Origin of the sequence: Ralstonia nicotianae, assembly GCF_018243235.1 — a bacterium.
GTDB classification, from domain to species: Bacteria; Pseudomonadota; Gammaproteobacteria; order Burkholderiales; family Burkholderiaceae; genus Ralstonia; species Ralstonia nicotianae.
On the sequence record NZ_CP046675.1, the window covers coordinates 661,035 to 674,350 of the forward strand.

Annotated in this window: 12 protein-coding genes; 9 read left to right on the forward strand and 3 right to left on the reverse strand. The window is 70.2% G+C overall.

The features are described 5' to 3' along the window. Positions 1 to 93 precede the first annotated feature (93 nt). The 7 genes from GO999_RS19190 to GO999_RS19220 all read left to right on the forward strand — a co-directional run bounded on the left by GO999_RS19190 (position 94) and on the right by GO999_RS19220 (position 5,225). Positions 94 to 1,161: a zinc-binding metallopeptidase family protein gene (locus tag GO999_RS19190; RefSeq protein WP_016724761.1), complete on the forward strand. Its 1,068-nt coding sequence runs from the start codon at positions 94 to 96 to the stop codon at positions 1,159 to 1,161. A 347-nt stretch (positions 1,162 to 1,508) separates the two neighbouring features. Then, entirely contained in the window at positions 1,509 to 1,760 is a 252-nt protein-coding gene (locus tag GO999_RS19195; protein ID WP_011004323.1) for an H-NS histone family protein, read from the forward strand. 531 nt (positions 1,761 to 2,291) lie between these two features. After that, the gene (bufA1, locus tag GO999_RS19200) at positions 2,292 to 2,561 is read left to right on the forward strand and encodes a BufA1 family periplasmic bufferin-type metallophore (protein ID WP_011004324.1); all 270 of its coding nucleotides are present in this window, start codon (positions 2,292 to 2,294) and stop codon (positions 2,559 to 2,561) included. Positions 2,562 to 2,582: 21 nt separating this feature from the next. Beyond that, on the forward strand, positions 2,583 to 3,461 hold the full coding sequence (gene bufB / locus GO999_RS19205) for an MNIO family bufferin maturase (RefSeq protein ID WP_118872701.1): 879 nt from the start codon (positions 2,583 to 2,585) through the stop codon (positions 3,459 to 3,461). Further along, positions 3,448 to 4,218, forward strand: a complete 771-nt coding sequence (locus GO999_RS19210; protein WP_211907119.1) for an HvfC/BufC N-terminal domain-containing protein — start codon at positions 3,448 to 3,450, stop codon at positions 4,216 to 4,218. Before bufB ends, GO999_RS19210 begins: the two co-directional genes overlap by 14 nt. Next, on the forward strand, positions 4,215 to 4,703 hold the full coding sequence (locus GO999_RS19215) for a DoxX family protein (protein ID WP_211907120.1): 489 nt from the start codon (positions 4,215 to 4,217) through the stop codon (positions 4,701 to 4,703). The genes GO999_RS19210 and GO999_RS19215 overlap by 4 nt, the downstream gene beginning before the upstream one ends. 84 nt (positions 4,704 to 4,787) lie before the next feature. Then, on the forward strand, positions 4,788 to 5,225 hold the full coding sequence (locus GO999_RS19220; RefSeq protein WP_211907121.1) for a BON domain-containing protein: 438 nt from the start codon (positions 4,788 to 4,790) through the stop codon (positions 5,223 to 5,225). 102 nt (positions 5,226 to 5,327) lie between these two features. Here the strand turns inward: GO999_RS19220 and GO999_RS19225 are convergent, their stop codons facing one another. From GO999_RS19225 to GO999_RS19235, 3 genes are read right to left on the reverse strand one after another with little or no spacing between them, the layout of a single operon-like run. Further along, positions 5,328 to 6,785, reverse strand: coding sequence for an efflux transporter outer membrane subunit (locus GO999_RS19225; protein WP_211907192.1), 1,458 nt, complete (start codon positions 6,783 to 6,785; stop codon positions 5,328 to 5,330). A gap of 17 nt (positions 6,786 to 6,802) precedes the next feature. Continuing rightward, a complete protein-coding gene (locus GO999_RS19230; protein WP_011004330.1) occupies positions 6,803 to 9,919 on the reverse strand; it encodes an efflux RND transporter permease subunit in 3,117 nt (1,038 codons plus the stop codon). Further along, entirely contained in the window at positions 9,912 to 11,060 is a 1,149-nt protein-coding gene (locus GO999_RS19235; protein WP_019719606.1) for an efflux RND transporter periplasmic adaptor subunit, read from the reverse strand. The genes GO999_RS19230 and GO999_RS19235 overlap by 8 nt, the downstream gene beginning before the upstream one ends. Positions 11,061 to 11,218: 158 nt before the next feature. Between GO999_RS19235 and GO999_RS19240 the strand changes: the two genes are divergently transcribed. Continuing rightward, on the forward strand, positions 11,219 to 11,902 hold the full coding sequence (locus GO999_RS19240; RefSeq protein ID WP_011004332.1) for a response regulator transcription factor: 684 nt from the start codon (positions 11,219 to 11,221) through the stop codon (positions 11,900 to 11,902). Beyond that, on the forward strand, positions 11,895 to 13,295 hold the full coding sequence (locus GO999_RS19245) for a sensor histidine kinase (protein WP_019719604.1): 1,401 nt from the start codon (positions 11,895 to 11,897) through the stop codon (positions 13,293 to 13,295). Before GO999_RS19240 ends, GO999_RS19245 begins: the two co-directional genes overlap by 8 nt. The last annotated feature ends 21 nt before the right edge of the window (positions 13,296 to 13,316 follow it).

Sequence of the window (13,316 nt, forward strand, 5' to 3'; positions counted from 1 at the left end):
GGCGTCGCGGCACAGCCCATGCTGCGCCGCCCCACCCTGTTCTGTTGGACAGCCCCGACGCCAACCGCCACCGCCATCCTTTGCGCTCCGCCCATGAAAACGTTCCACTGCAACCGCTGCCAGCAGCTGGTCTTCTTCGAAAACGTCCGCTGCGAGCGCTGCGATGCGCTGCTGGGTTACCTGTCCGACATCGGCGAGATCAGCGCCTTCGAAGACGCCGGCGAGGGCCGCTGGCGCAGCCTGCACCCGCGGGCCGGCGGCGCGCTCTACCGCCAGTGCCACAACTACGCGGTCGAGAACATCTGCAACGGGATGGTCCGGGCCGATGCGCCCGACACCCTGTGCCGCGCCTGCCAATTCACCGCCACCATCCCCGACCTCCGCGTGCCCGACAACCGCTTCTACTGGTACCGGCTGGAGACCGCCAAGCGGCGCCTGCTCTATACCCTGACCGCACTCGGCCTGCCGCTGCGCACCCGGCGCGAGCAGCCCGAAACCGGGCTGGCGTTCGCCTTCCTGGAAGCCACGCCGCAGGGCGAGGCCGTCATGACGGGCCATGACCGCGGCATCATCACCCTCAACATCGCCGAGGCCGACGACGCCGCGCGCGAACAGGCCCGTACCGCGCTCGGTGAGCCCTACCGCACGCTGCTCGGGCACTTCCGCCACGAGACCGGTCACTACTTCTTCGACCGCCTGATCGCCGGCACCCGCTGGCTGCCGTTGTTCCGCCGGCGCTTCGGTGATGAGCGGGCCGACTATGCCGCTGCGCTCCGGACGTACTACGGCAGCGGCCCGCCGGCCGACTGGCCGCAGACGCACATCAGCGCCTACGCCACCATGCACCCGTGGGAAGACTGGGCCGAGACCTGGGCCCACTACCTGCACATGGTCGACACGCTGGACACCGCGGTCTCATGCGGCCTCGTGCTGCGGCCGGATCACCCGCAGGAGCCCGCCCTGACCGACCAGACGCCCGTCGAGGCGGCCGGCTTCGACAGCCTGATGCAGCGCTGGTTTCCGCTGACCTACGTGCTCAACAGCCTGAACCGCAGCCTCGGCATGCCCGACGGCTATCCCTTCACGCTGGCCACGCCGGTGATCGACAAGCTGCGCTTTGTGCATCGGGTCATCGCCGCATCGGCGGCCAGGGCGCCTTGAGGTGTCCGAAGGCGCCATGCGGCATCGTGCGACGACGCACCAATCCTGTGCCGGCCCGATGCCGGTCCATGCGGCGGGCGGCAGCGCCCCGGCGATGTGTGCGCTGTGGCGCGGGAACAGGGGTCCTCGCGGCCCTTAATAGGCGGCACCTGCGCGCGCGGATTCATCGCCGCGGGATCCTGCCGACCCACCGCGCAAAACCCGTTCGCCAGCATGCAAAAAGGATCGACCGGCCGTCTGCTGTTATTCTTGTGCGTTTTCTGCCAGCGAGACCCCCCGCTCGCCGTCCAATGTTCCTCTCCCGGACGGTGCTCAGGCAGACACGGCAAGCCTACGACACGCACGACATGAAGGAAGGACAACAGCCGGATCCGGGCCGCGAAGCCGCGATCGACTGGATCCAGGAGCAGATGGAGACATACGGGCTCACGGTGGAAGACCTGCAGGCGCTGGGGTGTTTCGACGCCCCGCCCAAGCCCGCCGCCCCCGTCTATATGAACGCCGCCGGCCAGGTGTGGGACGGCACCGGCGTCATGCCGGACTGGCTCCAGCGCGCGGTCAACGCCGGCCAGAGCATCGAGCATTTCCGGGTGAACTGAGCCCCGCCTGCCCCGCGCGGGCACGGCGGCATCGAAACCGGCGCCTGCCGGGCTGACCCGGCATCGCCCGGCGCCATGGCGGACGCCGTCCTGCCGGATCGCAAGATCCGTCGGACACCCGCGACGAAACGGCGACCTCGCTTCCGGCCGAGAAAGCGCCTGCCGCGCTGCGAGGGCCGGCATGGCGCGCAGCACACCCGACCAGCCATCGCGATCAGGCCCGCCTGGGCACGCCGCGTGCGCATGGCTGCCACCCTGCCGGGCAAAGCACCGGCGGTTCGCGCCCGGACACACGCACGCCGGGTCGGTCCCTCCCGCAAACCATTGCGCGCGCCAGCCTCGGCGCATGCCGGGGCCGCTGCCTGCCCCGGCAATCGGCCGCCTCAAAAAAATTTTCGTTCTCCTTATCAGGAACGCCCGGGTGCCGCGACCAAGTTGCACGGAATGCGCTCGCGCCCGATCGCGAGGCCCGTGCGGCAAGGGCAACCGTGCCCTGCCGCCCCAACGACACCTGCACGCAAGGAGAACACCATGAAACAACACGCCATGATCGCCGCGGCCCTGGGCAGCCTGCTCGCGCTGGGCGCGGTGTCCACGCCGGCCCAGGCAGCGGACCCCGCCGCCGGCAAGGAAAAATGCTACGGCGTGGCCAAGGCCGGCCAGAACGACTGCGCCAGCCCCGGCAGCGCTCACGCCTGCGCCGGCCAGTCCAAGATCGACAAGGACCCGATGTCGTGGAAGTTCGTCCCGGCCGGCACCTGCACGCAGATGGGCGGCATGCTGCAGCAGCCTTCCAAGTAAGCCGCGCACCGGGTGACCGCCATGCAGACCGCATCGCCCCCATTGCCGGTGAGCGCCGGCGCGGGCCTGCGCGCCCCGCACTTTCCCGCCCTGCTGGACGGGCAGGCGCGCTTTCGCTGGGTGGAAGTCCATAGCGAGAACTACCTGTATGGCGGTCCGGCCCGCGCCGCGCTGCTGGCGGCCCGGGCACACCAGCCCGTCAGCCTGCACGGCGTGGGCCTGGGACTCGGCAACGCGGACGGCCTCGACGCCGATCATGCGCGCGCCATCGCCGCGCTGGCCGATGCCGTGGAACCCGCCGCCGTCTCCGAGCACCTCTGCTTCAATCGCAGCGGGGCGCGGGTCGTCAATGATCTGCTGCCGCTGCCGTATGCGCGCGAGTCGCTCGACCTCGTCGCCGCCAACATCGGGCGGGCGCAGGACATCCTGAAACGGCCGCTGCTGATCGAGAACATCGCCACCTACATCGATTGCCGCGCCCTGGTCGACCCGCGCGAGGCCATCCCGGAGGGCGCGTTCCTGACGGCGCTGGCGCGGCGCACCGGCTGCGGCATCCTGCTCGACCTGAACAACCTGTACGTCAACAGCGTCAACCACGGCGTGACGGTGGAATCCGTGCTGGCCGACATCGACCCGCGCTGCGTGCACGAAATCCACCTGGCCGGCTACAGCGAGGAAGACGGCCTGCTGATCGACACGCACAGCCGGCCGGTCCATGCACCGGTGTGGGCGCTGTACGAGGCCTATATCGCCGCGCACGGCGCGCGCCCGACGCTGATCGAGTGGGACGCCGAGCTGCCGCCGGTGCAGGTGCTGCTGCAGGAAGCGGACCGCGCCCAGGCCATCCTCGACCGCCTCGCCGCCCCTCATGCCACGGAGGCCTGCCATGCGCCTGCATGACTGGGAAGCCCGGCTGGTCGGCCAGCTCACGGCCGCCGAGCCCGCCGACGAGACACGCGGCGTCGCCGTGTATCGCAACGCCCGCCGGGCCATCCTGCGCAACGCGCTGGCCGGCGCCTATCCGGTCTGCCGCGCGCTGGTCGGCGAGGACTGCTTCGACGCGCTGGTGCAGGGCACGCTGCTGGCCCAGCCGTCGCGCTCGCCCAACCTGCATCACTACGGCGATGCCTTGCCCGCCGTCATCGCGCGCTCGCCGCTGGCCGACAGCGTGCCGTATCTGGCCGATGTCGCCATGCTCGAATGGCGCGTGCACTGGGCCCACTACGCACCCGATGCCGAGCCGGACACGCCCGATGCGCAAGCGCTGGGCCAGTTGCTGGCCCAACCGCCCACGCAGATCCGCGCGGGCCTGGCGGCGCTCGCCTGGCTGGTGCGCTCGCCGTGGCCGGTGGTGTCGATCTGGCGCGCGCATCAGCCCGGCGCCACCATCCGCCTCGGCGGCATCGCCCTGGCCGGGTCCCCTGAAGCGGCCGTGGTGGCGGTGCGGGCGCAGCGCGTCGTCGTGCTCGATATCGATGCCGCCACCGCGACGTTCCTCGCCGCCTGCGAGGCGTCCGACTCGCTGGATGCGGCGGTAACCCGCACCCTGGCCGACCTGCCCGCCTTCGACCTGTCGGCAAGCTTCGCCACCCTGTACCGCGCCGGGCTGCTCAGGCTCCGCGCGCGGCCGTCCGTCCCTGTCCGAGACCCATCATGAACACCGTCCCGCTTTCACCGCTCACCCGCATCCGCACCACGCTCGACCGCCTGGCCGGTCCGCAAAGCGGACTGTGCGCGCTGATCCTGCTGATCGCCCGTGCGTATCTCTTCTATGTGTTCTTCCGCTCGGGCCTGACCAAGCTGCACGACTGGCCGACCACCGTGCTGCTCTTCAGCGAGGAATACAAGGTGCCGCTGCTGCCGCCCGCGCTGGCCGCCGCCCTCGGCAGCTTCGGCGAACTGGTGTTCCCGTCGCTGATGCTGATCGGCATCGTGCCCCGGCTGGCCGCGGCGGGGCTGTTCTTCGTCAACCTGGTCGCGGTCGGCTCGTACTGGGCCAGCCTGTCGGCGTCGGCGGTGGAGTTTCACTTCGTGTGGGGCGTGCTGATCGCCATCGTGGCGACGGTGGGGCCGGGCCGGCTGGCGCTGCAGACGCTGTGGCAGCGCAAACGCCGGCGTGCGGTGCAGGGCCGCGCTTACTGAGCCCGGCCTCCGGGAAACCGTGCCCCGAAAACGGCCCCGGCACGCACTATCATGGGAGCCTGTCGTCCTTCGCCAGGAGCATCGATGCGCCTCTCCCGATTGGCCCTTGGAGTTTCCGCCGGCATGGCGCGCCGCCCGGCGCGGATGCTGGCCACGGCGTGCGCCGCGCTGGCGCTGGCCGCGTGCGGCTGGGGCATCTCCCCGAACAGCACCGGCGCCCGCATGGCCGACGATGCCCTGCTCACGTACCAGGTGAAAGCCGCCCTCGACCAGGACAGCGCGCTGGATGCCCGCCAGATCCGCATCGCCAGCACGCCGGACGGCCACGTCATCCTGACCGGCTGGGTCGATACCCCCGAGATGGCGCGCCGCGCCGGCGAAGACGTCAAGCGCTTCGTCGACCGCGCCAAGCTCGACAACCGCCTGCGCGCCCTGTCGCATCCTCCCGGCATCAACAGCGGGCCGATGATCGCGCCGGGCCTGTCGCCCGATCAGCCGGCCAGCGCGCCGGCCGCGCGCTGACACGCCGGCGCGGCGACCGGTTCAGCGCTTGCGCGCGCGGGCCCCGTGGCGTGGCGCCCACGCACCCGTAGCCTGCCCCCGGCCACCGGGCCGGCGCGTGCGTCAGTCCTGCCGTGCGCCGGCGGGCGCGCGGTTCCACCAGCCCCCGCCCAGCGCCTGCAGCAGCGCCACGGAATCCGCCAGGCGCCCCGCGCGGGCCTGCGCCAGGCTGACCAGCGACTGCTGATAAGCCTGCTCGGCCTGCAACACGGCCGGATACGCGATCAGCCCGAGCGTCCACTGGCGCTGCGCGATCGTCAGGCTCTTGCGGGCGGCGTCCGCGGCATGGCTGGCGGCCTGCAGCGCCCTGGCATCGGCGTCGATGGCGTGCAGCGTATCGGCAACGCTCTGGAACGCCGTCAGTACCGTGCTCCGGTACTGCGCGGCGGCCTGGTCGTAAGCGGCCTCCGCGGCGCGCTGCTGGTGCAGCAGCGTGCCGCCGCGGAAGATCGGCTGCGCGATCCCGCCCGTCAATCCCCAGAACCCGGTGCCCCCGGTGAACAGCTTCGAGAACGCGAGCGCGGAGCTTCCGAGATCGGCGCTCAGCGTGATGCTCGGCAGCCGCGCCGCGGTCGCCACGCCGATCTGCGCACTCGCCGCGTGGAGCTGGGCCTCGGCCGCACGGATGTCCGGCCGCTGTTCCACCAGCCGGGAAGGCAGGCTCAGCGGCAGCGCCTGCGGCAGCTGGAGCGATTCCAGCTCGAACGTCTGCGTGATCGTCTCGCTGGGGAAGCGGCCGGCCAGCACGGTGATCAGATCCCGCTGCAGGGCGAGCTGCTTTTCGAGCGGCGGCAGGGTGGCCTCGATCTGCGCCAGCGCCGACTCCTGCGCGGCAACGTCCGCGGCGCCGAGCTGCCCCGCCTGCCGCTGCTTGCGCACCGCCGCCAGCAGCCTGGAGGCCACGGCGACGGCCTCGTGCGTAGCCTGGACCTGGGCCCGCAGCGACGCCTCCTGGATCGCGGCGGCAACCACGTTGGCGGTCAGCGTCAGGTAGGCCGCCTCGCGCTGGAACGCCGCCACCTCGGCCTGCGCCGCGCTCGCCTCGACCTCCCGGCGCACGCCGCCGAACACATCGGGCGCGTAGGACACCGTCAACTGCGCGGTGTGCAGCGAATACAGCAGATTGCCCGAGGCCAGGGGGCTGGCCAGCACCGCGGCGGTCTTCTGGCGTGTCGAGGCCATCTGCGCATCCACGCTCGGGAAGAAGCTCCCGCGCGCCGCCGCCAGGTTCTCCTGCGCCACGCGCAGCGCCGCCTCGGCCGATTGCAGGTCGGGATTCGCCTTGAGCGCGGCTTCCACCAGTGCATTGAGCGCGCCCGATCCGAACATCGTCCACCACTGCCCGGCCACCTCCTGCCCTTCGACCAGGCGCTGGACCTGTCCGCCCTCGACCGGTGCCGATGCGGTCGGCGCCGGCGGCGTGGGCGTGTAGCCCTCCACGGCCGGCGCGGCCGGCCGGTGAAAATCAGGGCCGACGGCACAGCCGCCCGCTGCCGCGGCGAGCAGCACGCTCACAGCCATTCGCGTCATCCCGCGCATCACGATTCCCCTTGGATTGGCTTGTCAGCGGCCGGGCCGCTTCCGTTCTGCCGTCTGCCGACGCGCGCTTCGATCAGGTAGTACAAGGCCGGCAGCAGCACCAGCGTGAGGGCGGTCGCCGTCACCAGGCCGCCCACCACCACGGTCGCCAGCGGACGCTGCACGTCGCTGCCGAGCCCGTGCGCCAGCGCGGCCGGAATCAGGCCGAGCGCCGCCACGGTGGCCGTCATCAGCACCGGGCGCATCCGCTCGCGCGCGCCGGCCACCACCGCATCCTTCAGGCTGATGCCGGGCTCCTGGGTCCAGCGGTTGAGGTTCGACACCATGATGATCGCGTTGAGCACCGCCACCCCGAACAGCGCGATGAAGCCGACCGCCGACGACACGTTCAGCGTCATGCCGCGCAGGTGCAGCGCGATCAGCCCGCCCAGCGTCGCCAGCGGCACCGCCGAGAGGATCAGCGCCGGCTGCCGCAGATTCTTGAACTCGGCGAACAGCAGCACGAACATCAGCGCCAGCACCATCGGCAAAATCACCGCCAGCCGGGCCTGCGCGCGCTGCTGGTTCTCGAACTGGCCGCCCCAGGCGATCTGGTAGCGCGTATGGTCGTAGCGGATCTCCTGGTCGATGCGCCGCTTGGCCTCATCAAGGAACGACGCCAGGTCGCGCCCGCGCAGGTTCAGGCGCACCGTCAGGTGGCGCTTGTTCATCTCCCGCGTGATGGTGGTCTCGCCCTCGGCGAAGCGGATCTTCGCGATCTGGGCCAGCGCGATATGCGCGCCGTTGGCCGCCGTCAGCATGAGATTGCCGATCGCCTCCGGGTTGCTGCGCGACGCGCCGGCAAAGCGCGCGACCACGTCGTAGCTGCGCTCCTCGACAAAGACCTGCGTCACCGGGCTGCCGCCGATGCCGGTCTGGATCAGCGCCATCACGTCGGCGATGTTGATGCCGAGGCGGGCGGCGGCCGCGCGGTCGACATCGATGCGCACCTGCGGCAGCGGCGGCTCCTGGTCGATGATCACGTCCTGCGCGCCCGGCACGGTCTTCAGCAGATGCTCGACCTCGGTGGCCAGCTGCCGCGTCTCGCCGAAATCGTTGCCGTAGACCTTGACCACCAGGTCGCTGTGCGCGCCCGCCAGCTTGTCCAGCACGCCGTCGATCATCGGCTGCGTGAAGCCGACGTCGATGCCCGGCAGCTGCCTGAAGCGCTCGGCCATCTTGGCGATCAGCTGCTGCTTGTCGCGCCCGGTCTTCCACTCGTCGTACGGATGCAGCGTCACCGCGCTCTCGATGTGCGACGGCGTGAACGGATCCGTGCCGTCGTCATTGCGCCCGACCTGGGTGACGATGTGCTCGATCTCGGGAAACTCCAGCGTCGCCGCGCGCAGCGTGTCGGCCATCCGGCTCGCCTTGTCGAGCGAGAGCCCCGGCGGCAGGGTGACCTGCAGCCAGATCGACCCTTCGTCGAGGTACGGCAGGAAGTCGCGCCCGATCGATCCGCCCAGGATCACCACGCCGGCCAGGGTCGCCACGGCCAGGCCGATCACCGTGCGCGACTTGCCCACCAGCCGGGACAGCAGCGCCTGGTAGCGCGGCACCAGCCAGTGCAGCACCGGGTTCTCGAACACCTTGGTCGGCTTGCGATAGGCCCAGTACGCCAGGCCCGGAATCAGCAGCAGCGCCACCAGCAAGGCACCGAACAACGCAAAGCCGACCGCGAACGCCATCGGCGAGAACAGTTTGTACTCGATGCGCTGGAAAGCGAACAGCGGCAGGTAGGCGATGATGATGACCAGCATACCGAAGAAGATCGGCCGCGTGACCTGGCGCGCCGCCGCCAGGATGTCGTTGCCGTGCAGCTCGCTTTCGGCATCCTCTTCGCGCCGGCGCAGGATGTTCTCCATCACCACGATGGCGCCGTCGACGATGATGCCGAAGTCGATCGCGCCCAGCGACAGCAGGTTGGCCGGAATCTTGAAGTGGTGCATCAGGATGAACGCCGTCAGCAGCGACAGCGGGATCGTGATGGCCACGATGATCGCCGCGCGCGGGCTGCCCAGGAACAGCAGCAGCACGATCGACACCAGCGTCATGCCCTCGATGAGCGTCTTGCCCACCGTATGCACGGTGGCGTCGACCAGCTTGCTGCGGTCGATATACGGCACGATCTTCACGTCCTTGGGCAGGATGTGCTCGTTCAGGTCGCGCACGGCGTCGTGCACGCCGGCCATCACGCGCGACGGGTTCTCGTTCTTGAGCAGCAGCGTGATGCCCTCGATGGTGTCCGGGTTGTTGTCCATGCCCAGGATGCCGTGCCGCTCGCGGTTACCCAGCACCACGCGGCCGAGGTCCTTGACCAGCACCGGCACGCCGTTCTTCTGGCTGACGACGACGTTGCCCAGGTCGTCGAGGTTGCGGATCAGGCCCACGCCGCGGATCACCAGTCCCTGCTCGCCGCGCTGCATGACGCTGCCGCCCGCGTTCGCGTTGTTGGCGGCAATGGCCTGCGTGATCTGGTTCAGCGAGAGGTTGTACTTGGACAGCCTGGCCGGATCCAGCTCCAGCATGAACTGCGTGGTCATGCCGCCGAAGTTGACCACGTCCACCACGCCCGACACCTGCTTGAGGCGGGGGATGACCTTCCAGAACTGCAGCTCGGACAGCTCGCGCAGGTCCCGCGTCTTGGACTGCAGCGTGTAGCGGAAGATCTCGCCGATCGGCGAGGTCAGCGCATCCAGCCCGGGCTGGGCGCCGTACGGCAGCGACACGCCGCTGATGCGCTCCTGCAGCCGCTGGCGCGACCAGTAGTCTTCGGCGCCGTCCTGGAACACCACCGTGATCAGCGACAGGCCGAAGGTGCTCTTCGAGCGCATCACGTGCATGCCGGGCGTGCCCATGATCTCGCGCTCCAGCGGGATCGTGATCTGCTGCTCCACCTCTTCCGCGGCCAGGCCGTTGACCTGCGTGACCACCTGCGAGGTCGTGTCGGCGATGTCGGGGTAGGCCTCCAGCGGCAGCTGCGTCCAGCTATGCCAGCCATAGAGCGCCGCGAACAGGAACACCAGGACGACAATGCCGCGCCGGTTGAAGCACAGGGTGACGAGGCGTTCAATCATTGAGCAGCACTCCCTCTTTGACCACCACGCGGTCGCCGGCCTTCAGACCCGAGACGATTTCGACATGATCATCGAGCTGCGCCCCCACCTTGACCACGCGCGCCTCGAACTGCCACGGCGCCACCTCGACGAAGGCGCGGTTGTAGAACCCGCTCTGGATCACCGCCGTCATGGGTACCGTGATGCCATCGTGCGGCCGCGCCAGGAACGTGGCCTGGGCGAACATGCCGGGCTTGAGCCGCCCCTCCCGGTTGTCGAACGCCATCCTGACCTTGACGGTGCGGGTATCCGGATCGAGCATCTCGCCGACGAAGCGAACCTTGGCCGGCAGCACATCGGCATAGGCGTCGAGCTTGACCGTCGCCGACTGCCCCGCGTAGACCTGGGCCAGGTCCTTCTCCTGCGCGCTCGCCGTCACGAACACGCGGGAAAGATCGGCGACCGTCATGACCGGCGCCGTGGCATCGTTCCAGTATCCGCCGATGGCCGCGTTCAGATCGACGACGCGCCCGGTGATGGGCGAGCGCACCGCCAGGATGTGGCCGCCCGTCACCTGCGTGCCGCCCTTGGCGCCCAGCTGCGCCAGCCGGTTGTTCGCGCGATCCGCCTCGCTCACCGCCTGGGCGTAGTCGTTCTGCGCCTGCTCGAGATCGCGCTTGGCGGCGATCTCCGACTTGTCCAGCTCCCGCAGCCGCTCCAGGTTGCGCCGGGTCAGCGCCAGCGTCGACTGGGCCTTGGCCGCATCGCTCGTGGCCTGCGCCAGGTCCGCCGAGTCGATCGAGAACAGCACGTCGCCGGCCTTCACCGCGTCGCCGAGCTGCTTGTTGAGGCTGACGATGCGGCCTGTGAGCGGCGGCAGGACTTTCATCAGCTTGGCCGGATCCGCCTCGACCACCGCCGGCAGGGTGAAGGGCGCGGCAATCTGGCCCTGGACGACCGGCGCCACCGCCAGCGTGCGCCGCAGCGCCGACTGCTCGGGCACGATCACGCGCTCGCCCTCGTGCCGGACGGAGACCGGAGCCTCCGGCGCAGCGGCCTCCTTGGCATGCAGGGACACCGTGCCCCACACGGCCACGCTGATCGCGGCCAGCACGCCGGCGCCGGTGATGAGTCGCTTGGCGGATATCGATTTGACTTGCATGATGGGCTCCGATGCATGCGGGTTGCGTCTTTTGGTGGCTGCTCCGTCCGGATGCGGGCGTTATGCTACGCAAGCATGCTGCAGCGCACCCTGAATTCTTCTTCAGAAAAACGACATCCCGACGACTGCTAGAATGCCGCCGTCGGTTGGGGCACCCCATGCACATCCTCCTAATAGAAGACGATCAGAAAGCGGCCCGCCTGCTGGCCAGGGGCTTGCAGGAGGAAGGCTTCGAGGTGGCGGTCGCGCATTCCGCGGAAGAGGCCGATGCCTCGCTTCTGGTGGCATGCCAGTTGATCATCCTGGATTGGATGCTCCCGGGCAAGGACGGCATCGCCCTGTGCCGCGAGCTGCGCGAGCGCGATCTCCAGACCCCCGTCCTCATGCTGACCGCCCGCGACGCGACCGCCGATCGCATCGCCGGCCTGGATACCGGCGCCGACGACTACCTGACCAAGCCCTTCGTCTTCGATGAGTTGCTCGCCCGCGTCCGCGCGCTGTTGCGGCGGGCCCGGCTGGCGCCCGCCGCGCCGCGGGTCATCGGCGACCTCGTGCTCGATCCGAACGCGCGGGCGGTGACGCGCGGCGGCCAGGCGCTCGATGTCACGCCCAAGGAATACGCGATCCTCGAATACCTGATGCGGCATGCCGGGCAGATCGTCAGCCGCCTGCAGCTGGCCGAGCACGTCTGGCGCGCCGACCTGATCGCGATCGACAACCTCATCGACGTGCACATGAAGAACCTGCGCCGCAAGGTCGATCCGCCCGGCCAGCCGGCCCTCATCCATACGGTGCGGGGCCAGGGCTTTCGCCTCGCGGCGCCGGAGCGCCGGCATGCTTAGCGTCCAGCGGCGCCTGATGCTGGTGCATCTGGCCGTCATCGCGGTGATCGTGGCGAGCGCGGCATCGGCGGCGTGGTGGCAACTCTCGCGCTCCGTTCACCGGCAGCTGGACGGCGCGCTCCTCGCCCTGGCGGAAACCGAGGCCGGCATGCTGCTGGAGAACCGGGGGCAGCCCGTGCGCGTGCACGAAAAACCCGTCGGCACGGCGCCGCCGTCCCTGGTGCGCCTGGACCGGCTGGTCCAGATCGTCGATGCGCATGGCGAGGTCCTGGCGCACAGCGCCAACCTCGGCGCGACCCGGCTGCCCACGCCCGCCAGCCTGCTGGCCCGGCTGGCGGCGGGGGAAACCGTCTTCGAGACCCTGCCCAGCTTCAGCGAGGAGCCCCTGCGCATGGTGTCCCTGCCGGTGCAGACCGGCGGCGCGGCGCCCGTTGCCATCCAGGTGGCCGGTTCGCTGGACGACGTCAACGGGGTGCTGGACTCGGCCGCCCTGCTGTTCGCCTGCCTGGCGATCGCCTTGTCCGCGTCGGTGGGCACCGCCGGCGCCCTGCTGACGCGCCGGGTCTTCCGGGCCATCGACAACGTCGTCAAGCAGGCCCGCCGCATCGGCGACGCCAACCTGGACGCGCGCCTTCCGCATCCGGGCACCGCCGACGACATCGGCAGGCTGGTCGACACGCTGAACGACATGCTCGACCGCCTCGAGCATGCCTTCGACGCGCAGCGGCACTTCACCGCCGATGCCTCCCACGAGCTGCGCTCGCCGCTGTCGCGGCTGCGCACGGAAATCGAGATCACGCTGCGGCGCGAGCGCAGCCGCGAAGACTATGTCGAGACCTTGCGCTCCTGCCTGGAGGAGGTGGCGCGGCTGACCCTGCTGGTCGAAGAACTGCTCATGCTCGCGCGGCTCGATGCCGGCCAGGAGCGCGGCAGCCAGGACGCGGTGTCGGTGGCGACGCTGGTGGAAGACAGCGTGCGCAGAATGCAGCCGGCCGCGCACGAGCGCCTGATCCGGCTGGTGGTCGGCGCCGGCTCCGCGCCGGCCATCAAGGTTGCGCGGGGGCCGGCGAGCCTGGCGCTGGCCAACCTGCTCGACAACGCCGTGAAATTCTCGCCCCAGGGGAGCCAGGTCGACATTTCCTGGACGATCGATCGGGAGCAGGCCGTGCTGAAGGTGTCCGACCACGGCCCCGGCATCCCGGACCACGAGCTGCCGCACGTCTTCGACCGCTTCTATCGCGGCGCCGGCGCCCGCGCGGGCACCGCCGAGGGCACCGGCCTCGGGCTGGCGCTGTCCAGCGCCATCGTGCTGGCCCACGGCGGCCGCATCGATGTCGAGAACGCGCCGGCCGGCGGCGCGGTCTTCCAGGTCAGACTACCGCTGGCCACGTAGCGCCGGCCGCCCCGCCATCCC